This is a genomic window from Flavobacterium facile (genome assembly GCF_036321945.1).
GTDB classification, from domain to species: domain Bacteria; phylum Bacteroidota; class Bacteroidia; order Flavobacteriales; family Flavobacteriaceae; genus Flavobacterium; species Flavobacterium facile.
The window spans coordinates 1-24,473 of the sequence record NZ_JAZAYT010000029.1 but is presented as its reverse complement, the minus strand read 5'-3'; the positions used below and the strand labels follow the sequence as shown (position 1 = coordinate 24,473).

At 28.6% G+C, this 24,473-nt stretch carries 27 protein-coding genes and 1 pseudogene; 10 read left to right on the top strand and 18 right to left on the bottom strand.

Translation table 11 applies throughout. The features are described from left to right. Window positions 1–351: 351 nt before the first annotated feature. From UEQ13_RS03985 to UEQ13_RS03955, 7 genes and pseudogenes are all read right to left on the bottom strand, one after another. Window positions 352–1,017: pseudogene (locus UEQ13_RS03985) on the bottom strand (superoxide dismutase); the annotation flags it as partial. A gap of 81 nt (window positions 1,018–1,098) precedes the next feature. Continuing rightward, a complete protein-coding gene (locus UEQ13_RS03980) occupies window positions 1,099–1,662 on the bottom strand; it encodes a DUF6642 family protein (protein ID WP_329805082.1) in 564 nt (187 codons plus the stop codon). 2 nt (window positions 1,663–1,664) lie between these two features. Continuing rightward, the gene (locus UEQ13_RS03975; RefSeq protein WP_329805081.1) at window positions 1,665–2,633 is read right to left on the bottom strand and encodes a YitT family protein; all 969 of its coding nucleotides are present in this window, start codon (window positions 2,631–2,633) and stop codon (window positions 1,665–1,667) included. A 19-nt stretch (window positions 2,634–2,652) separates the two neighbouring features. Beyond that, complete coding sequence (locus UEQ13_RS03970; RefSeq protein ID WP_329805080.1) at window positions 2,653–3,105, bottom strand: hypothetical protein; 453 nt, start codon at window positions 3,103–3,105, stop codon at window positions 2,653–2,655. 92 nt (window positions 3,106–3,197) lie between these two features. After that, window positions 3,198–3,509: a hypothetical protein gene (locus tag UEQ13_RS03965; RefSeq protein ID WP_329805079.1), complete on the bottom strand. Its 312-nt coding sequence runs from the start codon at window positions 3,507–3,509 to the stop codon at window positions 3,198–3,200. A 130-nt stretch (window positions 3,510–3,639) separates the two neighbouring features. Then, window positions 3,640–4,200 (bottom strand): potassium channel family protein, encoded by a 561-nt coding sequence (locus tag UEQ13_RS03960; RefSeq protein WP_329805078.1) that lies wholly within the window; start codon window positions 4,198–4,200, stop codon window positions 3,640–3,642. A 173-nt stretch (window positions 4,201–4,373) separates the two neighbouring features. After that, window positions 4,374–5,039 (bottom strand): spermidine synthase, encoded by a 666-nt coding sequence (locus tag UEQ13_RS03955; RefSeq protein ID WP_329805077.1) that lies wholly within the window; start codon window positions 5,037–5,039, stop codon window positions 4,374–4,376. 50 nt (window positions 5,040–5,089) lie between these two features. Here UEQ13_RS03955 and UEQ13_RS03950 point away from each other — a divergent pair, with 50 nt between their 5' ends. After that, the gene (locus UEQ13_RS03950; RefSeq protein ID WP_329805076.1) at window positions 5,090–5,638 is read left to right on the top strand and encodes a 1-acyl-sn-glycerol-3-phosphate acyltransferase; all 549 of its coding nucleotides are present in this window, start codon (window positions 5,090–5,092) and stop codon (window positions 5,636–5,638) included. Window positions 5,639–5,774: 136 nt separating this feature from the next. Continuing rightward, window positions 5,775–6,788 (top strand): hypothetical protein, encoded by a 1,014-nt coding sequence (locus tag UEQ13_RS03945; RefSeq protein ID WP_329805075.1) that lies wholly within the window; start codon window positions 5,775–5,777, stop codon window positions 6,786–6,788. 34 nt (window positions 6,789–6,822) lie between these two features. Here the strand turns inward: UEQ13_RS03945 and UEQ13_RS03940 are convergent, their stop codons facing one another. Then, the gene (locus UEQ13_RS03940; RefSeq protein ID WP_329805074.1) at window positions 6,823–7,329 is read right to left on the bottom strand and encodes a helix-turn-helix domain-containing protein; all 507 of its coding nucleotides are present in this window, start codon (window positions 7,327–7,329) and stop codon (window positions 6,823–6,825) included. Window positions 7,330–7,604: 275 nt separating this feature from the next. Between UEQ13_RS03940 and UEQ13_RS03935 the strand changes: the two genes are divergently transcribed. Genes UEQ13_RS03935 through UEQ13_RS03925 form a run of 3 tightly spaced genes read left to right on the top strand, consistent with a single transcriptional unit; the run spans window position 7,605 to window position 9,784 of the window. Continuing rightward, window positions 7,605–8,723, top strand: coding sequence for a M14 family metallopeptidase (locus UEQ13_RS03935; protein ID WP_329805073.1), 1,119 nt, complete (start codon window positions 7,605–7,607; stop codon window positions 8,721–8,723). A 21-nt stretch (window positions 8,724–8,744) separates the two neighbouring features. Next, a complete protein-coding gene (locus tag UEQ13_RS03930) occupies window positions 8,745–9,224 on the top strand; it encodes an Lrp/AsnC family transcriptional regulator (RefSeq protein ID WP_091313834.1) in 480 nt (159 codons plus the stop codon). 47 nt (window positions 9,225–9,271) lie between these two features. After that, on the top strand, window positions 9,272–9,784 hold the full coding sequence (locus UEQ13_RS03925) for a DinB family protein (protein ID WP_329805072.1): 513 nt from the start codon (window positions 9,272–9,274) through the stop codon (window positions 9,782–9,784). A 38-nt stretch (window positions 9,785–9,822) separates the two neighbouring features. On the opposite strand, the gene UEQ13_RS03920 is transcribed toward UEQ13_RS03925, so the two are convergent. The 4 genes from UEQ13_RS03920 to aroB all read right to left on the bottom strand — a co-directional run bounded on the left by UEQ13_RS03920 (window position 9,823) and on the right by aroB (window position 13,864). Continuing rightward, complete coding sequence (locus tag UEQ13_RS03920; protein ID WP_166125255.1) at window positions 9,823–10,218, bottom strand: DNA primase; 396 nt, start codon at window positions 10,216–10,218, stop codon at window positions 9,823–9,825. Between the two features lie 86 nt (window positions 10,219–10,304). Continuing rightward, complete coding sequence (locus UEQ13_RS03915) at window positions 10,305–11,279, bottom strand: deoxyhypusine synthase family protein (protein ID WP_166125256.1); 975 nt, start codon at window positions 11,277–11,279, stop codon at window positions 10,305–10,307. A 4-nt stretch (window positions 11,280–11,283) separates the two neighbouring features. Continuing rightward, window positions 11,284–12,699 (bottom strand): type III PLP-dependent enzyme domain-containing protein, encoded by a 1,416-nt coding sequence (locus UEQ13_RS03910; RefSeq protein WP_329805071.1) that lies wholly within the window; start codon window positions 12,697–12,699, stop codon window positions 11,284–11,286. Window positions 12,700–12,793: 94 nt separating this feature from the next. After that, window positions 12,794–13,864, bottom strand: a complete 1,071-nt coding sequence (gene aroB / locus UEQ13_RS03905) for a 3-dehydroquinate synthase (protein WP_329805070.1) — start codon at window positions 13,862–13,864, stop codon at window positions 12,794–12,796. 186 nt (window positions 13,865–14,050) lie between these two features. Here aroB and UEQ13_RS03900 point away from each other — a divergent pair, with 186 nt between their 5' ends. After that, on the top strand, window positions 14,051–15,220 hold the full coding sequence (locus UEQ13_RS03900; RefSeq protein WP_329805069.1) for a proline dehydrogenase family protein: 1,170 nt from the start codon (window positions 14,051–14,053) through the stop codon (window positions 15,218–15,220). A 41-nt stretch (window positions 15,221–15,261) separates the two neighbouring features. Beyond that, window positions 15,262–16,911 carry a T9SS type A sorting domain-containing protein gene (locus UEQ13_RS03895; protein ID WP_329805068.1) on the top strand — a complete coding sequence of 550 codons (1,650 nt, stop codon included), beginning with the start codon at window positions 15,262–15,264 and terminating at the stop codon, window positions 16,909–16,911. Between the two features lie 47 nt (window positions 16,912–16,958). Here the strand turns inward: UEQ13_RS03895 and UEQ13_RS03890 are convergent, their stop codons facing one another. Together UEQ13_RS03890 and UEQ13_RS03885 are read right to left on the bottom strand one after the other, a co-directional pair. Next, entirely contained in the window at window positions 16,959–17,372 is a 414-nt protein-coding gene (locus tag UEQ13_RS03890; protein ID WP_329805302.1) for a thiol-disulfide oxidoreductase DCC family protein, read from the bottom strand. Window positions 17,373–17,378: 6 nt separating this feature from the next. Beyond that, window positions 17,379–17,774, bottom strand: coding sequence for a glyoxalase (locus UEQ13_RS03885; RefSeq protein ID WP_329805067.1), 396 nt, complete (start codon window positions 17,772–17,774; stop codon window positions 17,379–17,381). Between the two features lie 31 nt (window positions 17,775–17,805). Here UEQ13_RS03885 and UEQ13_RS03880 point away from each other — a divergent pair, with 31 nt between their 5' ends. Then, on the top strand, window positions 17,806–18,210 hold the full coding sequence (locus UEQ13_RS03880; protein ID WP_329805066.1) for an NUDIX hydrolase: 405 nt from the start codon (window positions 17,806–17,808) through the stop codon (window positions 18,208–18,210). Window positions 18,211–18,221: 11 nt separating this feature from the next. Here the strand turns inward: UEQ13_RS03880 and UEQ13_RS03875 are convergent, their stop codons facing one another. Beyond that, on the bottom strand, window positions 18,222–19,490 hold the full coding sequence (locus UEQ13_RS03875; RefSeq protein ID WP_329805065.1) for a mechanosensitive ion channel family protein: 1,269 nt from the start codon (window positions 19,488–19,490) through the stop codon (window positions 18,222–18,224). Window positions 19,491–19,530: 40 nt separating this feature from the next. Further along, the gene (locus tag UEQ13_RS03870) at window positions 19,531–19,809 is read right to left on the bottom strand and encodes a DUF3817 domain-containing protein (protein WP_329805301.1); all 279 of its coding nucleotides are present in this window, start codon (window positions 19,807–19,809) and stop codon (window positions 19,531–19,533) included. A gap of 186 nt (window positions 19,810–19,995) precedes the next feature. Between UEQ13_RS03870 and UEQ13_RS03865 the strand changes: the two genes are divergently transcribed. Then, entirely contained in the window at window positions 19,996–21,909 is a 1,914-nt protein-coding gene (locus tag UEQ13_RS03865) for a DUF294 nucleotidyltransferase-like domain-containing protein (RefSeq protein ID WP_329805064.1), read from the top strand. 6 nt (window positions 21,910–21,915) lie between these two features. Continuing rightward, a complete protein-coding gene (locus UEQ13_RS03860; RefSeq protein WP_329805063.1) occupies window positions 21,916–22,503 on the top strand; it encodes a 3'-5' exonuclease in 588 nt (195 codons plus the stop codon). Window positions 22,504–22,509: 6 nt separating this feature from the next. Here UEQ13_RS03860 and UEQ13_RS03855 read toward each other — a convergent pair whose 3' ends face one another. Next, window positions 22,510–23,151, bottom strand: a complete 642-nt coding sequence (locus tag UEQ13_RS03855) for a hypothetical protein (RefSeq protein ID WP_329805062.1) — start codon at window positions 23,149–23,151, stop codon at window positions 22,510–22,512. 264 nt (window positions 23,152–23,415) lie between these two features. Then, window positions 23,416–24,420, bottom strand: coding sequence for an IS30 family transposase (locus UEQ13_RS03850; RefSeq protein ID WP_329804339.1), 1,005 nt, complete (start codon window positions 24,418–24,420; stop codon window positions 23,416–23,418). Between the last annotated feature and the right edge of the window lie 53 nt (window positions 24,421–24,473).

Below are 24,473 nucleotides of genomic sequence, written 5' to 3'. Positions count from 1 at the left end.
TTTTTTATGTTTTAGAAAGAAATATTAATGTTCCTCTTCATTGGAACATAATCCGATAATTTCATGAAAAACATCATGCAATTTGACTAATGCTTCTGTAATTTCTTTATCCGATTTTTTACCTTTTACTAATTTATCAAGTTTTTTACTGTCTACTTTTAATTTCTGAACAGCAGTTACCACTTCTTTTTTATTAAATTCAGTTGGAATAATTGATTTTGCTAATAAGTCAGCTTTTGCAACCATTTCTGCACTTCTAGCTTTTATAGGTTTTAAATCTCCATTTTCACTTGGGTGAAAGGTTTGCGACATCACTTTATGAAAATCCTTTAAAGCAGGCCATTCATCAAATTTACCCTTTGTAGCTGCTTTGTAATTAGCACTTACTTCATTCCAATTAATAACATTCCAAATAGAAGTTAAATAATCAGCGCGTTTGTTTTGGTATTTTAAATAATAAGCATGTTCCCAAACATCAATTCCTAAAATTGGTGTTCCTTTACTTTCTACAACATCCATTAAAGGATTGTCTTGATTTGGAGTAGAAGAAACTATAAGTTTTTTATCTTTATCTACAGATAACCAAGCCCAACCAGAACCAAATCGAGAAGTTGCAGTAGCATTTATTTTTTCTTTTAAAGCTTCTACACTTCCAAAAGTTTCAGTAATTGCTTTTTCCAATTCAACAGAAGGTTTTGTGTTTTTTTCAGGAGTTAAAATCGACCAAAATAATTCGTGATTATAATGTCCGCCTGCATTGTTTCTGATAGCTGGACTAAATTTAGAAACGGTTGCAAAAATTTCTTTTACAGACATTTTTTCAGCCTCTGTTCCAACAACAGCGGCATTTAAATTTTTCACATAAGCAGCGTGATGTTTGCTATAATGAATTTCCATGGTTTGTGCATCTATAGATGGTTCCAAAGCAGCATAAGAATAAGGTAACGGCTTTTGAGTGAATTGTGCAGAAACACTAATACTAACAATTGATAACAAGAATAAAATTTTATTTTTCATGTTGACTTTTTGATTTAAATAATAATCGTAAAGTTACGATGTTTTAAGATTAAAAAATTAGTTTTTACACAACTTTAAGATTTAATAATACAATCTAAAATCTAATAATTTACAAAGTGCGTAGTGTTTTTGAAAAAGAGCTTCAACAACTTCTTCAATATTGTCATCATCTTGAAAAAGTTTAAAGAAAACTTGATCTAATTGATAACTTTTTAGATTATTAAATTTCTCTCCGTAGCCCGAAATCGCTTTCGCTCCAGTTACATCTAAGAAAAATTGTGCTTGATCATTGGTTAACTCTAAGGTTTTAGTATTAGCAAAATGAATGATTTTACCTCTCATTTTTCCTTCGAAAAGTTCTGCAATCTCATCTAAACTGTAATAGTAATCGTAAATACAAATGTTATTATTTTCACCTTCCATTACCAAATAAATAATTTCATAATTCTTAAAATTATGATCATCATAAAGTAGTGCTGACAAGCTTTCTTCTAAACCTTCAATCGTATCACAAGATTTGTAAATGTTAGGAATTCCGTGATGTAGTGCTAAACTTTCTAATTGCTTTTCAATTTCTGAGGTTTCAACAATTTCAACATCTGAAACCGCTTCTAAACAGAAAACAAATTGTTCTAATTCTTCCATACTTAATGCTTCAATGGTCGTTTTTTAATCATTCCTCCTCGTGTATCTTTTACACTGTTCATCACCACAAAAGCTGAAGGTGAAATTTTATCTAATTCAGTCATTAACTTGTTTAACTCTAATCGGGTAATTACGGTGTAAACAATATCTGTTTCTTTAGTTTCTCCACGTTTTCCAAATCCTTTTTTACCACTGTATACTGTTACACCACGTCCCATTGTATTGATAATCATTTCTCTAATTTCTTCATTATGAGAAGAAACAATGGTTACTCCGATATATTCTTCTATACCTTCTACAATAAAATCAAGTGTTTTGGAAGCTGCTAAATAGGTAATCATCGAATATAATGCCACTTCAATACCTAAAAAATAAGCTGCAGTTCCAAAAATTAGTATATTAATAATAATAATAACATCACCAATTGTTGTACCGAATTTTCTACTCAAATAAATAGCTAAAACTTCCGTTCCATCAATAACAGCGCCACCTCTTATAGCAAAACCAATCCCAGCTCCAAGAAAAAACCCTCCAAAAACAGCTACTAATAAATTATCATCTGTTATATTTGGAAACGATAAAGTAGCTAGCGCTAATGAAAGTCCTCCAATGGCAAAGGCTGTTTTTACAGCAAATTGTTTTCCAATTACATGATACCCTAAAAAAACAAAAGGCAAATTCACACAAATAATTAGTAGATAAAGCGGGATTTTAGTTAGTGAAGCTACAAGTAAAGAAATACCTGTAGCGCCACCATCAATAAAATGATTTGTTAATAAAAATGCCTTAAAACCAAAGGATGCCGATAAAATTCCTAATAAAATCAAGAAAACATCTTTAATGTTATGCTTGACTGTAATTTTAAATTTCTTGTAGGCTTTCGCGAAAATATAATCGGATATTTTAGTTCTATCGATTGTTTCATCACGAAGAATGAATTTAAGAATGATATTTTTAAAAAATGAATTCATTTTATTTTTTTAAGAATGATTAGGTGATTTTATTCAACAGCGTTTGCCATTTCTGAATAATTTCAATTTCGTTTAGTATTAATCGGGTTTCGTCTTTATTGAAAAACTCTAAAACTACAGTTGGTTTACTGGCGAATGTGAGTTCTAACTCTAACTTTTCTAATACATTATGCTTGCTTTCTGTTCTCTCTATTCGGCACTTTAATAATTCCGAAATATTGATGGAGATAAATTTATCAAATTCTTCTGATTTTTTAGAGAAAAAAAGCATTTTATTTGTTTTGTCTATTCCGATAATAGATTGATTCCAATCATCTTTTTCTTGAATTGTCGCATTGTTTTCTTTTGCTTTTAGAATTAAGTTCTCAATTCTTTTTTTACGTTTTTTACTGTTAATTATACTGAATAATATAAACGGAAATACACATATTATTAATAATATGATACCAATTGTTAAGGATGTTGCATCCATGTTTTTTAAAAGTTTTAAATTAATGATACATTATTTATTTGTAGGTATTACAAGACTTACAAAATTATTTTATTGTTAAAATGTACGATTAATTACCAAAAGTTATGGAATGGAAACAGGATATCAGTTTGCTTAAAACGAATAGGAATGATAGTATCAAAATAATGATTCTTGGCTAAAACCGATTTGTTTTCTTTTTTCTTCGTTAAGGCTTTTATAAAATGAATGTTATAAAAAGCTTTAGAAATTTTAGTTTTTGCTGTAAAAAAGTGAAGTTGTAGTGTTCTATTTAAATTATCACTTAAAATTGTTGAAGAATCTATAGTGTGAATTTCTTTTTTATCAGATTGTTCTTGTTGAGGAACTTCTATAATACGAGAATTCATCTGTTGTAAATTACTCATAAAAAAGTAACTTACAACAGAGAAAAGGATTATAAATGATATTTTAAAAGTATTTCTCACTTTTTCAAAATTAGTTTTTATAAGTGTAAAGAACTAATTGTACAAAATAATTTAGGATAATTTTAATACTTTATATTTCACTTTCGTGGTCGAAATAGCCTTTACTTTTTACTTTTGAAGAAAAGAAATTTAAAAATAAAACCACAAACGACAAGAAAAACATCGCCTGAATACTAACTAATACTTTTGCAAATGTAGTTATAGGATAAAAATCTCCATAACCAACTGAATTAGATGTAATTATGCTAAAATAAATTGAATCAAACCAACTTGTAAAAGGTTTGTTCATATTGTCTCCTAAAGTATAGAAAACAGCGAAAGCGCATACAATTTCCAGATAATTTAAAAACAAAAGCATCATAGAACGTTTATAAGAACGCGGTCGAGATAGCATGTCGGAAGCAAAAATTAAAGTCGGAATGTATAAAACAGTTTCTAGTAAAACATAAACCATAATGTAAATTAGAATAGTATGTTCTTGCCAATGATTTTTTAAAATTAGCACAGGAAAAAACAATTTCAATAAAATATAAATATCCATAGCGATATCTTGATACTCGAAATTTCTTTTAGAAACCCAATACTTTATATAAACTCCAGGAAAAAGGAGTTGTGAAATAGATAAAAACAACCTGAATATTTTCTCAATTCCATTATCGTCTTGATGGTCGTTATTCCAAATCGCTCTTATATTTAATATTCTTTTTTGTATGGGATTTATTTTTATCGAGGTTGATCATTTTTTGTGATCTTTCCTAGTAAAAGTTGTCTTAAAAATCTTTTCATTTTTTTGGGTTTAATATCTTATAAACTCTTAATAATTATCAAATCATTATAGCGCTCAACATTTTTCAATACATTTTTAGAATAGTTTTGTGCTTCAAAATGGTTTAAATAATTTTGAATTTTATCTTTTTTATAAGTATCTAAAATCATCATATTAAAGATTATAAATCCATTTATATTAAGTCTTTGTTTAATAGAATTAATAAATCTTTCTTCAAATAAAAATTCCGGCATTTCTGTATCTTTAAATATATCGATAATTATTAAATCAAACTTATCCGTACCAGTTGAAACGAATTTCTCTGCATCTTCAATCACACATTTAAAATTACTAATTTTATCTAAGTCGAAATATGAATTCGCAATTTCAATTATTTCAGGATCTAACTCCACACCAGTAATATTTTTTGTGAATTCAAAATCAGTAATTAAGGTTTTTACAACGCTTCCGCCAGCGACACCAAGCACCAAAACACTATTCATTTTACTTATTTCCGATTGACCAATCGTTAAAAGTCCTTTTTTTAGAACGGATTGCAAACTACCGTAAGAATAATTCGTATTTTTAGTATTTAATAACGTTTTTCCATTATACAAGGTAACTTCTAAGGACTTACTAATATTTGAAGATTTATTATAAACGGTGATAGGATAGAAGTAACTGAGTATTTTTTTAAACATCATGCTTTGATTTAAGTAAATATACTATATTTTTGTCATGCAAATTTATAAGAATGAAACAAATTATCTACAGATTTATATTTTTTACTTTAATGGGTTGGAAGATAAAAGGCACTTTCGATACCAATATAAAAAAATGCATTATGATTGTCGTTCCACACACAAGTTGGTTCGATTTTTTCATTGGTGTTTTCTTTAGAGGAACTTATCCTGTTGAAATTAATTTTTTAGCTAAGAAAGAATTATTTAAATTTCCTTTAGGCGGTTATTTAAAATGGATGGGCGGAATTCCTTTAGATAGAAGTAAAACAGAAAACAAAGTTGATGCAATTGCAAGAATATTCGAAACTAAAGACGTATTACGACTTTCCTTATCTCCAGAAGGAACCAGAAAAAAAGTGACACAATGGAAATCGGGTTACTATTATATCGCTCAAAAAGCCAATCTTCCAATTATTCCTATTGGTTTTGATTATGCGAACAAACAAGTTATTGTTTTTGAACCATTTACCGTTACAAATGATTTTGAAAAAGATTCTAAATATTTAGAAAGCTTATTTAAAAACGTAAAAGGTAAGGTTGCTGAAAACAGTTTTTCATAAATAAAATCATTTTTTTAATCTTGTAAACCCTTTATTTTACTAAGATTTCAACTAGTAATTTAAAAAATATAAACTTTTCTAAAACCAAATTATAAAGTTTTACGTAGATACATTTATAACTTAAAAACTATAAATTATGAAACGTATTATTTTATCAATTTCCGCTTTAGCATTTCTATTGACTTCTTGTTCAAATGATGAAGGAACACCAATGGAACCTATGGCAACTTCTGAATTAAAATTAGTAACAACAAGCAACACTACAGGAAAAGTATCTTATGTAGATTTAATAAAAACTCCAACAACAACAAAATCATTGACAGTAAATGGTTTAGACGCAGATGGCGCTTATTTTAACAGTGAAACTGACGAATTTATGTTAGCCTCAAGAACTAACAATACCTTACAATTGTATAAAGGTTTAAATAGTTCAGTATCAAACAACACAGATGCTTTATTATTACAAGCTTCAACAGGAAATACTGATTTTAATAACCCAAGAGAAATTGCGGTTTCTGGAGATAAAGTTATTGTTACACAAGATCAAAACACGGCAAATGGAAATACAAATAAATTATTTGTTTATCAAAAAACAAATGCTGGTTTTACATTATTAAATTCATATACGGTAAACTTCAAAACTTGGGGAATTCATATTGAAGGAACAACATTATATGCTGTTGCCGATTTATCAAGTGATTTAGTTGTTTTTGATAATTTCTTTTCAAACGCAAATGGAAACATTTTACCAACAAAAAGAGTGACTATTGAAGGTTTAATTAGAACTCACGGAATTACTTTTTCAGCAGCAGATAACAGAATGATTTTAACCGATGTTGGAAGTGCCGCTTCTGATAGCGATGGTGGAATTATTGTTATTAATGATTTTTCATCAAAAATAGCTGCCACACCAAATATGGGAACAATCACAATGGCAAATCAAGTTAGAGTTTACGGACCAAATTCAAGTTTAGGAAATCCAGTTGATGTAGCCTACGACAATGTTACCAATAACATATTTATTGCAGAACGATTAAACGCAGGTGGAAAAGTATTAACATTTGCTTTACCAACAAATAATGGTGACGCAACTCCATTGAATAGCAGAACTGAAGCCGGAGTTTCATCTGTATATTTAATTAGAAAATAATAGTTTTAGTTTTTTTTGTAAATCCCAGCATGATTTATTTCAGGTTGGGATTTTTTTGTAGATATGTTTTAAAAGTTCCGTCTCTATAAAAAACTACAATTTGCTCAATATCAGAATTGCTAATTAAAGTATTTATCGGAGTATTGAAAACTTCCGTATTTGAAAAATTTTTAGAACTATTTTCAAATACAGGATTTTTTTCATTTTCAGTTAAAGGAATAGTAGTAGAGAATAAATCTGGTGAATTTAATTCTTGTTCATTTTCTATTTTTTGAATAGGAGTAACGTTTGTTTTTTCTTGAATAAAATTTTCACCTTTAGGAAAATTACCTTTTCCGTTTAATAACCATAATAATTCTACATCTGGAAAGTTCTCTATAACTTTTAGAATAAAATCTAAACTAGGTTTGTTTCTCCCAGACAGTAGGTGAGAAATACTCGAACGCTGAACGTTAATTTTATCCGCAAATGAAGAAGCAGTTAGTCCATAATAATCAAAAATGGTTTCTAATCGTTTTACAAAATCGTCAGTATTTATCATAGTAATTTAAATTGTAAATTATGTTTACAAATGTAATAAATAAAAGTACATAAACGTAAATTACAATTGTAAATTCACTTAAAATCATATATTTTATATAAAGTAAAAACTTAAACTAAGCAGTGTAACTAATTAATAATTAGAATTTTAATCTAATTTTATTAAACCTATTTACATTTGTCAATTACATCGAATAGTTTGTGTTTACATTTGTTTACACTTGGTTGTTTTTGTAAGTTTACAAATGTAAAATTTAAAATATTTACATTTGTAACATGAAAGATAATTTACAATTAGCAACTGAATTTTTATATAGTGATATATTAGGTAGATATGTTACTATGAATCATATTAATCCTTTTTTAGAGACTTTACATTCTGGTTTTAAAATTTCTACTGTTGGATTTTCTGTAGAAAAAAATCCTATAAAAGCCATTCAATTTGGTGAAGGAAAAACTAAAATTTTGGTTTGGTCACAAATGCATGGAAACGAATCGACAACAACAAAAGGCTTGATTGATTATTTAAACTATTTGAATTTAGATAAAAAGGAGTTTGAAAACATAACAAAAAACTACACCTTATATATACTACCAATTTTAAATCCTGATGGTGCGATTTTTTATACTCGTGAAAATGCGAATAAAGTCGACTTAAATCGAGATGCTTTAGATTGTTCACAGCCGGAAAGTAAAGTATTACGAAATGTTTTAGTAGATTTCAACCCAGATTATTGTTTCAATTTACATGATCAGCGTACGATTTTTGGTTTGTTAGAGTCGAAAAAACCAGCTACTATGTCTTTTTTAACTGCTTCGTACAATAATGAAAGGGAATTTAACGTTGTTAGAATGAAAGCTGCCGAAGTTATTGTTGGAATAGATAATGAACTTCAAAAATTCATTCCAAATCAAGTCGGAAGATTTGATGATTCTTTCAATATAAACTGCACTGGTGACTATTTTACCAATAAAGGTTATCCTACCATTTTATTTGAAGCCGGACATTATCACAATGATTATCAAAGAGATATTGTAAGAAAATATGTTTTTATCGCATTAAAATCTGCAATTTCTACTATCGATGAAAACGATATGGTTGAATTAGATTTTAACAATTATTTGCGTATTTATCAAAATAATAAATGTTTTTATGATTTTATTTTCAAAAATGTCAAAATTATTGATAATAATGTAGAAAAAATCATTAAATTTGCAGTCCAATATAAGGAAGTTTTGAAGAATGACGAAATTGAGTTTATTCCAGAGATTATTCAAGTAGAGAATTTAGATGATTTTTATGCACATCAAACTATTGATTCTAAAAATGATTTATTTGAATTTGAAAATAGAAACTTTCCTAAAATTGGCGACACTATAAAAATTAGAATATAAAAAAGAGTAAAAAAATTGATTATGAGTAAGTTTAGATTAGATGAAGTAGATCACCAAATTTTAGATATGTTAATTGACAATACTAGAATCCCGTTCACGGATATTGCCAAAAAACTATTAATATCTGCTGGTACTGTGCATGTTAGAGTTAAAAAAATGGAAGATGCAGGAATCATTCAAGGTTCTTCTTTAACCTTAGATTATGAAAAATTAGGATATTCTTTTATTGCATACGTAGGTATCTTTTTACAAAGTACTTCTCAAACAAAATTTGTATTAGAAAGAATTAACGAAATACCATATGTAACTGTTGCTTCAGTAACGACTGGAAAATTTAATATTTTCTGTAAAATTAGAGCGAAAGATACAGCAAACGCAAAGGACATTATCTTCCAAATTGACGACATTGACGGAGTTTACAGAACAGAAACAATGATTTCATTAGAAGAAAGCATTAACGACAAAAAACGATTAATGCATACAATCTTTAAAGAATTGTAATATATTTAGGCTTTCATTTTTGAAAGCCTTTTTTATTTTATATAACTATGATACATTTAAACCACAACGAATACTCAGAATATTACGGCTATTACATTTCATTGAATGCTACTGATAATTTAATTCTGAATTTAGAGCATCAATTAGAAGCTACGTGTGATTTTTTTAAATCAATACCAGCTGATAAATTAGAATATCAATATGAAGTAGGGAAGTGGACACCAAAAGATATTTTGCAACACATTATTGATACAGAAAGAATATTCGCTTACAGAGCCTTAAGATTCGCTCGTTTCGATACTATTAATCTTCCAGGCTACGAAGAAAATGATTATGCAGAAGTTGCCAATGCAAATAGCAGAACCATAGAAGATTTAATTGAAGAATATAAAATTGTAAAATTAGCAACGATTCATTTATTTAAAAGTTTTTCAGAAAAAATGCTGTTAAATATTGGTCAGGCTAATAATGCCCCGGCTTCCGTTAGAGCAATTGGCTTTATAATCTCTGGTCATGAAATTCACCACATCAACATTATAAAAGTGAGATATTTGAAATAAAAAAATCCCGATTGTTTAAATCGGGATTTTTTTATATTTTAATCTTCGTCGTCTTCGTCATCATCATCTGAATCGTCACTGATTTTATTTCCATCAGCATCTTCTTCGTCATCTAACTCGATTTTTTCTTCTTTTTCGTCTTCATCATCTCCATCATCGTCAATTTCTAACTCTTTTAAAGCATCTAAACTTTCCTCTGGTGCGAATAAATCATCATCTTCATCGAAGTTTTCAATTCTATCCGCCAACTTCATACTTACTTTTACCAAATAAATAGTGTCCTCCGTTTTTACTTCAACTGCCTCAATAGTCTCATTTTTAGCATTTTTGAAACGAATAATATCCGAATCATCATATCCGTCAGGAAACTTTTCAACTAGTAAGTTTAAAATCTCGTTTGTTAACTTTGCGTACTCTACAATTACTCTTTTCATTTGTTGCGTGCCTTAATCAATTTAAGTGTCAAATTTAGTATTGAAATATTAAAATTTAAATTTTTTTTAAACTTTTTTTTTTCTTATTACCAACCTAAGATGTAAGCAAATATTAGTGGTGTCACAATTGTAGCATCAGATTCTACAATAAATTTTGGTGTGTCAATATCTAATTTTCCCCAAGTAATTTTTTCATTTGGAACTGCTCCAGAATACGAACCATAACTTGTAGTTGAATCTGAAATTTGACAGAAATAACTCCAAAATGGCACATCATGCATTTCCATATCTTGGTATAACATTGGTACTACGCAAATTGGAAAATCTCCAGCGATACCACCACCAACTTGGAAGAAACCAATTCCTTTACCAGCACAGTTTTCAGGATACCATTTTGACAACCACATCATGTATTCAATTCCGCTTTTTGTTGTTGACGGTTGAAGTTCTCCTTTAATACAGTATGATGCGAAAATGTTACCCATTGTACTATCTTCCCAACCTGGAACAACAATTGGTAAGTTTTTTTCAGCTGCCGCAACCATCCAAGAATCTTTTGGATCAATTTCGTAGTATTGTTCTAAAACTCCAGAATTAATCATTTGGTACATGAATTCATGTGGAAAATATCTTTCTCCAGATTTGTCTGCTTTATTCCAAATATCGAATAAATGTTGTTGTAAACGACGGAAAGCTTCTTCTTCTGGGATACAAGTATCTGTAACTCTATTAAAGTGATTGTCTAATAAATCTCTTTCTTCAGCTGGAGTTAAATCTCTATAATTTGGAATTCTTTTGTATGAATTATGAGCAACTAAGTTCATAATATCTTCTTCTAAATTCGCACCAGTACAAGAAATAATATGAATTTTATCTTGACGAATCATTTCAGCTAATGATTTTCCTAACTCAGCAGTACTCATCGCACCTGCTAAAGTTACCATCATTTTACCATTGTCTAATAAATGTTCTTCATATCCTTTAGCTGCATCAACTAAAGCCGCAGCGTTAAAATGTAAATAATGTTTCTCTACAAACTGACTTATTGGTCCTTTACTCATTGTATTATATATTTTCGTTCTTTTTTTTATTATATCCTAAAATGTCTAAAACTTGTTCGGCATTTTGTTGCTCAGAAAACACTTCTGTTGCAAAAATTCCGTTTTTATCTTTATCAATTAAAATGTGTTTTGGTTGTGGTAAAATACAGTGACTTAATCCACCATATCCTCCAATTGTTTCTTGATAAGCACCCGTGTTGAAAAACCCTATATATAATGGCTTTTCTTTATTATATTTTGGTAAATAAACCGCATTCATGTGTTGTTCCGAATTGTAATAATCGTCACCATCGCAGGTTAATCCACCTAAAAGTACTCTTTCATAAACATCATTCCAACGATTCACCGCTAACATCACAAAACGTTTGTTAATTGCCCAAGTATCTGGTAAAGTTGTAATAAATGATGAGTCAATCATGTTCCAATTTTCTCTATCATTTTGTTTCTTTTGATATAAAACTTGGTATAAAGCACCACCAGCTTCACCAACTGTAAATGAACCAAATTCTGTAAAAATATGTGGCACATCAACTTCCGCTTCGTCACAAGCAATTTTGATTTGATTTAGAATTTCATCTACCATATATTGATAATCGTATTCAAAAGCTAAAGAGTTTTTTATAGGGAATCCACCACCAATATTTAAACTATCTAAAGAAGGACATTCCTTTTTTAAAGCGATATATACTTTTAAACATTTTACTAATTCGTTCCAATAATAAGCTGTATCACGAATACCAGCATTAATGAAAAAGTGAAGCATTTTAAGTTCAACTTTCTTATTATCAGCAATTTGTTTTCTGTAAAATGGTACAATATCTTTATATCCAATACCTAAACGAGACGTATAAAACTCAAATTTAGGTTCTTCTTCCGCAGCAATTCTAATTCCGATTTTAAATTTACCATCAATTTGTTCTTGTAGTAAATCTAATTCTTCATAATTATCAATTACTGGAATGGTGTTTTTATGTCCGTTGTTAATTAAACGAGCGATATTTGTAACATATTGATCACGTTTGAACCCGTTACAAACAATAAATGAATTTTTATTGATTTTACCTTGTTCCATTAAGTTTTCAACAATATTAATGTCGAAAGCAGAAGAAGTCTCAATGTGAATATTGTTTTTTAAAGCTTCATTTAAAATGAATTCAAAATGCGAGCTTTTTGTGCAATAGCAATAAAAATATTTGGCCTCATAACCATGTTTTTCCATTGCATTTCTGAACCACATTTTGGCTTTATTGATGTTTTCAGAAATTTTTGGTAAGTAAGTAAACTTTAAAGGCGTACCGTATTGTTCCACTAATTTCATTAAATCGATACCGTGAAACTGTAAATGATCTTTATTTAAAGTAAATTCTTCCTGTGGAAAATAGAAAGTTTGATTTATAAGGTCGGAATATTTTGTATTCATTGAATAAATAAAAGTTTAATTGAAAAATCAGTACAAAAATAATTTGCAAAAGTAAAAATAATATTGCTAAAAATAGATGTAATTTAAAAAAAAATTAATTCTGTAAATAATCTTCAAATGCTAATAAAATCAACGAGTTATCTACAGTTTGATCAATTTTAATTTCGCCAATTTTATTTAGTAAAGCAAATTGTACTTTTCCAAACTCATTTTTCTTGTCGAAAATTAATAAATCTATAATTTTTTGAATGTCAACATCATTAAAATCAACCTTTTCAAAAATATCGGTAATTATGTATTTAATTTCGGCATATTCTTCATTTGAAATCAGATTCAATTTTAAGGATAAAAAACTTTCTAAAATCATTCCAACCGCAATAGCTTCACCATGAAGTAATGCTTTTTTATCTTCAGATTCCAAGAAATAACTTTCAATAGCATGACCTAAAGTATGTCCGAAATTTAATGATTTTCGAATCCCATTTTCGGTTAAATCTTCAGAAACAATATTATTTTTTATTTCAATTGATTCTTTAATTAAAACATCTAAATCATCAGTATTTAAATCATTTAAGTTTTTTAATTTATCCCAATATTTTTTATCGTAAATTAATCCATGTTTTAACATTTCAGCTAAACCAGAACGCATTTCGTTGGAAGGTAAAGTTTCTAAAAACTTAGTAATTACAACAACAAATTTTGGTTCTTTAATCACACCAATTTGGTTTTTTAAGTTTCCTAAATCGACACCGTTTTTACCACCAATTGAAGCATCAACCATTGACAATAAAGTAGTTGGGATATTTACAAAATCGATTCCTCTTTTAAAGGTACACGCTACGAAACCACCTAAATCTGTAACAACACCGCCACCTAAATTTAGCATGATACTTTTTCTGTCTCCGCCTAATTCAATCAAAGTATGCCATAAATCAAGGCAAGTATAGATGTTTTTATTTTCTTCACCGACTTCAATTTCAATGATTTCAATATCAATTTCGGTTGGTAAATTTGACAAAAAATAAGGCAAACAATTTTCGTTCGTATTTTCATCAACTAAAACGAATATCTTGGAATAGGTTTCCGCTTTTAGAAGGTTTTCTAAATAAACAAAACTATCATCATTAAAATAAATAGAATAATTATTGGCTTGAATAGGATCCATGGATTTTTTTATAAATTCTTTGCAAAATAAATTAAAAAAAAGGAGAAATCATTACTTCAATAAGTATATTTGCATTCCTAAATTTTCATGTGACTTTTCAATTGATTTTTTATCTGACACATGTAATTCATAAACAATAATAGTATTTAAAATAAATTTAGATTAATACTCATTTCATAAAGTATAATGGAAAAAATATTCAACAATACAGAAAACGCATTTTCGCTAAAATCTAACTCTGAATTAAACAGAGCACACTTTTTATTTCAAATGATTGGTAAGCCATCATTAGTAAAAATTGGAACTTCATTAACAAATTTTGCTTTAAAATTTCATTTACCAGTAGAAGGTATAATTAGAAAAACCGTCTTTGATCATTTTTGTGGAGGCGTAAGCGAGCAAGATTGTTTAAAAGTGGTAGCTAATATGTATACCAAAGGTGTTTCTTCTGTTTTAGATTATTCTGTTGAAGGTAAAGAAGAAGAAGAGCAGTTTGACGCATGTTTAAAAATGACTTTGAAAACGATTGATTTTGCTAAAGAAAACAAAGCCATTCCATTTGCCGTATTTAAACCAACTGGTTTAGGTAAAATTGATTTATATGAAAAAGTTGGTGCGAAATTACCTTTATCTTCTAGTGAACAAAATGAATGGAATAGAGTAGTGGCACGTTTTGAAAAAATTTGTCAATATGCTTATGATAATGATGTTCAGATTTTAATTGATGGTGAAGAAACTTGGATGCAAGATGCTGCTGATGATTTGGTAGAGAAAATGATGGAGAAATTCAATACAAAAAAAGCATTGATTTTCAATACTTTACAACTGTACCGTTGGGATAGAGTTACATATTTAAAAAATTTACATAGTAGAGCTAAGGAAAAGGGGTATCATATTGGAATGAAATTAGTTCGTGGTGCTTACATGGAAAAAGAAGCGAAACGTGCTGAAGAGAAAGGTTACAAAAATCCTATTTGCGAAAGCAAAGAAGCTACTGATGCTAATTTCAATGCTGGATTATCATATATGTTAGACAATATTAATGAAATGGCAGTTTTTGCTGGAACACATAATGAAGAAAGTTCTTATTTATTAATGGACTTAATGCAACAAAAAGGAATTGCTAAAAATGATTCACGAATTTGGTTCGGACAATTGTACGGAATGAGTGATAACATCAGTTATAATTTAGCTGCAAATGAATATAATGTAGCAAAATATTTGCCTTTTGGACCCGTTAGAGATGTGATGCCTTACTTAATAAGACGCGCTCAAGAAAACACTTCAGTTGCCGGACAAACGGGAAGAGAGTTAACGCTAATTATCTCAGAAAGAAATAGAAGGAAATTAAAGTAATTTTATTTATATTTGATAATTATTAATTAACTTATATAATTATGAAAAAAAATTACATTTTAAAACAAATAGTATTTTTATTTGTTTTCTTTTTTGCAGTAGATTCTTATTCGCAAATTAATTATTATGATTGTGTTTCTGGAAATGGTACTTCTGTAAATGCAAGAGCACCTCAAGGAACAAGAAGATATGCTCGTTCGGTATATTTAATAACTGCTGCTGAAATGAGTGCATCAGGTTTAGTAAATACTGATGTAATCAATTCAATTGCCTTTTCTTATACTACAGCACAAGATATTGCGACTACAGGAAATTTAATAGTTTATTTACAAAATACAGCAGATGCTACTAATTTAAAAAGCACAACTTGGTCAACAGCTGGAATGACAACAGTAAGTAATTCTGCTTTAAATATAGGTACATCAACTGGGTCATTATTTATTCCATTTGCTGGTGGATCAGCTTTTACCTATACTGGTGGAGCCGTATATGTTGCTTTTGATTATCAAAATGCTGCAGGACCAATTGCAACTGTTGCACCTACTGTAAAATGTAGTAATTCTTTAACAAATGGATTAAAAGGTGCTCAATCTCAAACTGTTGTACCTACAACTTTAACAGCTACAAATTTTAGACCAGTTACTAAATTAGGTAAAGCTTCTACTTGTTCAAGACCTACAGATTTATCATACAATACAGTAGGAACGTTAACAACAAATCCTATTACTTGGGTTTCTCCTGACGCTGGTACAAATTTCATTCTTGAATATGGACCATATAATTTTACTCCAGGAACTGGAACTACAGTAAATGTAACAGGAAGTTCTTACACAATTACAAGTCTTACTGACAGTTCTGTATATGATTTTTACCTTAAAAAAGACTGTGGTGGAGGAATTAACAGTATTAATTCTTATGCTTCTAGTTTTGCAACTCAATTCATTCCTGCAAATACACCATACAATACAGGTTTTGAACAAGAAGTAACTGACTTTATAGGTTGGAAAGTAGTTCCAGGAACTTTAGGTTCTGATTGGGGTATTGGTAATTATGGTGCTGGTGCTTTAGTACAAGAAGGTGTTTCTTCTATTGTATCAATTACACCTGCTGCTTCTGCTGCTGATAATTTAGTAATTTCAAGAGGGGTTAATTTATCAGCTGGTTCTACAGTTACTGTAAATTATTATTTAAGTAATTTCGCTAGTGGTAGTGCAAATACAGGTACATATCAGTTAACTTGGGGAACAGATCAAACTGCAGGAACACAAACTAATATTATTACTACTGAAACAGGTTTAAATACGGCTGCTTTTACTTCAAAAACTTTTAATTTTGTTGCTCCTACTACTGGTGCATATTATTTTGGAATTAAAAACCAATCACCTTTAAATGCAGCTGGAACACATGCTATAATTATTGATAATTTTACAGTATCACAAGTTTTATCTTCAGAAACATTTACTTTATCTGGAGTAAAAATGTATCCAAATCCAGCTAAAGACATTTTAAACATTCAATCTGAAACTGAAGAATTAACTAAAGTTTCAATTACTGACTTAAATGGAAGAGTGGTTAAAGAAATTACAAATAATTTATCTCAAATTTCTTTAGGAAATTTAGCTAAAGGAATTTATATGGTAACTATAGAATCTGCAACAGCTAAAAAAGTAGAGAAGTTAATTGTAGAATAAATTTCAATTTACAATAAATAAAAATCCCGAAGCAATTCGGGATTTTTTTATGAAATAAATTTTCTTTTAACTTCTTCTGTTGGCATCATACAACTTTCTTTTTTACCATACCAATTGTATCTGTTTTTCGCAATTATATCGTAAAAAATATTTTTAATACTTGTTGGAATAAAATTAAAAAACAACAATAATCTTACTGATGACGATAAATGTTTAATAATTCTAAAAACTGCTTCCGATTTAATAAAATAAGCATAACCAGGTTCGTATAAAATTATACTATCAATAGAAGAATCAATTCCTAAATAGTTAATGATTTTTTGTCCCGTTTCGCATTGTAATGCCACAAATCTGAAAACATCATGTTTGTCGTTTTTAATTATGAAATTAATTTTATCATTACAATAATTACAAACTCCGTCAAAAAGAACTATTTTTTTATCTTTTGGTAAACTATCTATTTCCATTTAATCATTAGTTAATATTTGAACCTGACTTTTTAATCTTTCGATTAACATGGTCATCATTCTTTTATTTAAATTCGAAGAGTTCTTGATATAATCTAAATATTCCTCCACACTAAACAAAGCAATAACCATTCCTTTTAAGGAATTTCTGAACTTGATATCTTTCTGAATTACATTTTCAATATACTTTTCCTTTTTATCTGGAGAAAGCTCAAAAAAAGTGTTTTTTTGCTTTACTGCATAATTCTTAAAAACCTCAATTAATAAATCGTTTTGCAATTTAAGAATCGGTCTTAAGGTATTGTTTTGAAAATATTCCTCACTTAATGATTCTACATTTTCATCTCCAAACTTTACAGTTTTAAGTGGCAAAAGAAATTGGCTACGTTCTATCATTTTTTATTTTAAATTTACAAAAAAAACAATCATGTCTAAATATGTATCTAAAATTTTTGTAACAGTTGATGTATTAGTTATTAACAAAAAAACAAATGAAATTTTATTAATAAAACGTTTGAATGAACCTTATAAAGATTGTTGGGCTTTACCTGGCGGATTTGTGGATGAAAATGAAGATTTAGAACAAGCGGCTAGGAGAGAACTGTTTGAAGAAACGAATATTGAAACGAATGAAATGATTCAAATAGGCGCTTTCGGAACTCCAAATCGAGATCCACGTGGACATATGATTTCTATTGCATATCAAACCGATTTAATAGAAAATCAAATTGTAAAAGCTAAAGATGACGCGAAAGAAACAAAATGGTTTTCTATAAACGATTTACCAGAATTAGCTTTTGATCATTTAGATATAATCAACTCAATTTTATAAAGTTGAGTTGATTATTCTGTATCTATAATATCCAATAAATTTAATTTATCGGACTTAACATGTTGTACTTCAAACAATTCTAAATCGAAATAAGGAATTGAAGCAATGATATGATCGAAAATATCGGCCATAATGTATTCGTAGTTTTCCCATTTTTTGTCTTTACTAAAGCAGTAAATTTCTAACGGAATTCCTTTTTCTGTGGGTTGTAAATGTCTTACCATCAATTGCATATCTTTATTTATGCCTGGATGTGTTTCAATATATTTTTGAATGTATTTTCTGAAAAGCCCTAAATTGGTAATGTTTCTACCGTTTACATTTAAAGATTTATCTATATTGTTAGCCGTGTTATATTTGTCAATATCCGCTTTTCGTCTTTCAATATAACTGGCTACAAATTGAATACGTTTAAACGATTCTAATTCGTCATTTGTAATAAATCTTACTGTTGCGCCTTTTATTAAAATGTGTCTTTTAATTCGTCTACCGTCAGAATTTATCATGCCTCGCCAGTTTCTAAAACTATCCGAAATTAAGCTATAAGTTGGAATAGTGGAAGTCGTGTTATCAAAATTTCGAACTTTTACTGTAGCTAGATTAATTTCTTCTACTTCACCATCAGCGCCAAATTTATCAACTGTAATCCAATCACCAATTCGAACCATATCGTTGACAGTCACTTGAATACTAGCTACAAATCCTAAAATCGTATCTCTAAAAACTAAGATAATTAAAGCTGAAATAGAACCAAAAGCCGTTAATAATACATTCTTTTTTGTATCAAAGAGTAGTAAAACAATAGAAACTAATGCATAAATCCACAACACTATCATAATTACTTGAATGTAACTATCAATGGGTTTATCGTTGTATTTGGTTTGCGTTTTTAAATAATCTTTAAGAGAATTAAATATACTTCGAACAATAAAAAGTGATAAAACGATTATGAAAATTTTCACACTTTTTCCAAACAAATTTTCCCAGTAAACAAAATCGTCTAAAACTATTGGAATTTTTTTACTGATGTAATATAATGGAACTAAATGCGCAATATATTTTGCTGTTTTATTGGCGACTAAAAAATCGTCAAAAGTTGATTTTGTATAGGTTGCCACAACAGCTAAACCAATTATCAAAACTTTTTTAGCCAAATAATCAATTGCGTAAGCCAAGACCATCAACACAAACAAATTGATAAACAAATTTACATACAAAGTAAAATCTGCACCAAAATCAAGTTTTTTTAATAAAGGTTCTGCTAGATCGAAAACTTTCATATTTTCAAATAGTTTTTATTTTTTTTTGAATATCGAAATTTTAGCTAAGATATTTTTTATCCACCCAAAAAGTTCCAAAAGGAATTAATGAAGCTAATAATATAATGGCGAAATTTTTAAGATTCCAATTTTTTTCTTCTTTAAGCAAAAATGCTAATATAATGTATAAGATAAATAAAATTCCGTGAGCCATTCCGAAAGGCTTTAAAATCATTTTATACGTTTCTAAATAGTTTGGTTTTAAAACCAACATATTAAAAATTAAAATTAAATACGAAATTCCTTCAAGTAGTGCGATTCTTTTAAACCAGTTTAACATATTATGTGTAAATTTATATTTCATACAAAACTAAATAATGTTTAGCAATTAACGCAGTATTTATGATAATTTTAAAATAATATATTTGAACTATAATATACATTATGTAAAATAGAATATTTTTAATTAAGTCTTTCACTATTGATATATTTGCTTTAAATTTGAAGTGTATTTACTACTCCAACTATGAAAAATACTTTTGCAGAAAATATTGTCGACTTTTTACAGCAATACGATCCTTTTAAAACAGTAGCATACAGTGACTTATTAGATATTGCATCGCAAAGTGAAATTATTTATTTAGAAAAATCAAAACGATTATTCAAAATAAACGATGAATTACATAAAAATTTCTACATCGTAAATTCAGGAATTATACATTTAACAAAAATTGTTGATGCCCAAGAAACTTTAGTTTCTAAATGTTATGTGGGTTCTATTTTTGGTTTACGCCCGTTTTTTGCTAAGAATGATTATTCGTTAAATTCTATCGCCAATGAAGATGCTGTAGTTTATGCGATTCCAATTGTATTATTCAAACCTTTATTAGCTAAATATGCTGTTGTGATGGATTACTTTTTAGAAAGTTTTTCTGAACAAACGAAATCTACTGGTGAAAACTATCAGAATTTAAAAGCTATCTCTGAAGCTGGATCCGAATCTGAATTAACTGATTTTTCTTATTTTCAAGAGTTAGATTACGATAAAAATCCACTATTAGTTCCTATTCATACGAGTATTTCTACTGTTGCTAAGAAAATGGTTGAAACTAATAAATCCTACGCTATTGTTACTAATAATGCCAGAATTACTGGTTTAGTTACAGATGCCGATTTTAGAAAGAAAATTGCTTTCGGAGTTATAAATTTAGATGCCGATTGTACAACTTTAATGCAACAAAATGTAACAATAGTTGAAGAATCTATTTCTGTTGCTGAAGCGCAGTTATTATTGCTAAAAAACGAAACGAATTATTTATGTGTCACTGAAGATGGTACTGAAAATACACGTATTAAAGGTATGATTTCTGAACGTGATATCATCAAATCACAATCAAATAATCCTGGCGTTTTAATTGATGAAATTAGGAATGCTAAGAATTTTGAAGAACTAAAATATGTGCATTCAAAATATTTATTTGTCATTCAGAATTCATTTACCAAAAATATTCCGATTTTTCATATCAATAATACGGCTGGCGGAATTTTACATTCGATTATTCAGCAATGCATCAAATTATGTATTGAAAAAATTGGCTCACCTCCTGCCCGTTTTGTATGGCTTTCTTTGGGAAGTCAGGCGCGTAAAGAACAGTTAGTTTTAAGCGATCAAGATAATATGATTGTATATGAAGATGTTGCTGCAGAAAAACACCGAGATGTAAAGTTTTACTTCGTGCAATTGGCTAAAATGGTGATTTTAAACATGGAAGAATTAGGCTATAAACCTTGTCCTTACGAACATTTGGCGAGTAATATCAAATGGTGTAAATCTTTATCCGATTTTACAGCAATTTATAGCAATTGTATCAAATCACCAGGTGAAAATATGTCAGATTTTAGTGGTATTTTCTTTGATTTCGAATACATTTATGGGGAAATTAAAATTAAAGATTCTTTAGAAATAGCTATTCATCAAAGTTTAGCCAATAATAAAATATTTTTCGATTATATTGGTAATCAATTATTGAAATCTCCTCCACCACTTACCTTTTTTAAGAAATTTGCTGTAGAAGAAACCGGAGTTCACAAAGATCAATTCAATTTAAAACAAAAAGGATTACAGTTTTATATTGATGCGGCTAGAATTTTTGCTTTAAGTCATAATTTAAAAGGTGTCAATAATACCTTTTTACGATTTAAGCAAATGGCGATAACTGACCCAAAAAATGCCGAAAAATACCTTGATTTTGCTGAAAATTACATCAAATTACAAGAATTTAGAACAAAAGAAGGAATTTTAAATGATAATGACGGTGCCTTTATTGATACTAATAAATTATCGAAAATTGATAAAGAAGAATTGAAAAAAGCCGTAGCAGAAATTGATGATGTTATCGATTTAATCAAAGATAAATACAAATTAACCAGATTTTCATAAAGCCATATGCTATCAAAATTATTTAATAAAGAATATCCAGAATTTTGGAAAAAATATACCGATTCTTTTAAGAGTCCGGCGACAAAATATGTGGTTATTAGTATGGAAACTTCAGGTTTAGATACTGAAAAAGATGTAATTATGTCTGTTGCAGCTACTTCAGTAATTGACAACCGAATTATTATTAAAGATTCATTTGAAATTTTCGTGATTCATAAAAGACATACTGAATTAGATATTGATAACGAATTTATTTCGGTAAGTAAAATTGAAAAAGTATTTGAAAACAATGCTATTGAAACCTTGTTAAACTACTTAAATAATTCTATTTTAATTGGTCATCGCGTGGATTTCGATATTGAAATGCTTAATAAAGCTTTAAGCAGAATGAAATTAGGTAACATTAGAAATGAAGCTTTTGATATTGAAGCCATGTTTAATAAAATTAAGGAAACCAACGAAAAAAAGTATTCTTTAGAAGAAATGAGTAAAGCATTAAAAATATCCTTAAGTGAAAGAAATTCAGTAGCAGATGACGCGTATTCTATCGCTTTATTATTTTTAAAAATGAAAGATAAATTAGGAATAAAATAGTTTCTATTATTTTGATTTGATGTTACTTCTAACAATCTGAAACAATTGAAAAATAGCTAAAACTAAGAAAATGACCCAAATGTATTTAGAGAAAAATTGGGGAGAAATGTACTCTTTATCTTTTGCCGCTTGAATGGAAAATATTATGGCTAACATTCCGAAATACGTTCCGATTACTGTACCTAAAACATAAACTAAACCTAATTTCCCTTTAGAAATAATATAGTTTTCATTGGTTAAATATAAATTCCAACTCATCCAAAACGGAATTTGTGCGAAATTAATACTGCTTAAAATTAAGCCTGAAATTAGTGCCGAATAACTTAAATAAGAATTGTATTTCTCTAAAGAATTGCTTTCGTTTGAAGAAGAATTATATGTTAAAAGAGCAATTACTAGTAAGAAGATAAAAGAAAAAATAGAGATGTAATTTTTCCACTTCGGATTCATAGATACTTTTGCCGATAATTTTAAAGTAGAATAAATGACAATTGCTTCTATTAACAAAACACCTAATAAATAGAAATTTAATTGATTGAAATTGGATGTTGTGAAAATTTGATAGCCAAATAAATTAAGGTATCCCAAAGGAATAGAACCAATAAAACTTATGGCGAATCCAACAAGTATGTTTTTTAAAAACTTCAAAATTAGATGGAAACGATTTTATTTAAACACTCGTTATGTGCTTTGTATTCTTTCATTCCTTGTTTGTAGCTTAAGAATTTAAATCCTCTATCGTTATTGTATTTTCCAATTTTATACATGTGGCGGATTCAAGACCTTAACGCAACAAGGTCAGTTAATATTGTTCTAATCAAAATTAGTATTTTCTTTTCATTTTGTCTAATTTCAGAATAACTTTTTTGGTCTTTTTAATTGACCAAAAGTTATTTCCGAAATAGGCTTGATTTATGCTATATAGTTAGTGATTTCTTGATTCATTTTTTCTTGAGGTGTTTTGTACCCTAAAACCTTTCTAGGTCTATTGTTTAGAGTTAATTCAGCATGTTTTAGTTGTTTGTTTGTTATGGTGTTAAAATCAGTTCCTTTAGGGAAAAAACGCCTAATTAAACCGTTCGTGTTTTCGTTAGTTCCACGTTCCCAGGAAGAATAAGGATTAGCAAAATATATATCCATTCCAGTGTTATTTGATAGCCATTTGTGATTTGCCATTTCCATTCCGTTGTCGTAAGTCATTGATTTTACAGTGTATTTGGGTAGTGTTTTCAAGTGTTTTGCAAATTGTTGTGTCACGGTTTCGGATTTTCTATTTTCTAATTTAATAATGAAAACATATCTTGTTTTTCTTTCTACAATTGTTCCGATGGCACTTTTTTGTCCTACACCAATCATTAGATCTCCTTCCCAATGTCCAACTTCGTTTCGTAACTCAACACTGTTGGGTCTTTGGCTAATATTTACTTGGTCTTTGATTCGTATTTTGTTTTTTCCACCTTTTCTATTGTATCTTCTTTTGGAATGATGATAGGGTAGAAGTTGTATGAGTTTTTTGCCTAATCTTGACTGTCTATGTTTATAAATATGCTGATAAATTGCTTCATGAGAGATTGTCATAATACTATTGTTAGGATAATCAATTTTAATTCTTCCAGCAATTTGTTCTGGCGAAAAACCACATAATAAGCCTCTGTAAACAAATAGTTTAAGTTTTTTATGAGTATTTATTTTATCAAGATTTCTTTTGTTTAAATACTCTTCTTTTGCAAAGAAATCTGCTAAAGTTGCATTGTATTTATCGGTTGGTTTGTGCATCCAACTATTTATTTCTCGAGTAATAGTAGAACGATTTCTATTTAGATGCTTTGCAATATAACTTTTAGACTTATTTTCATAGAGTAAAGTCTCAATAATAATGCGTTCATTTAGTGTAAGTCGTTTGTGCTTTTTTTCCATAATTCAACAAAGATAAAAATTATCATTTGTTGCATTAAGTTATTGAATTCTCC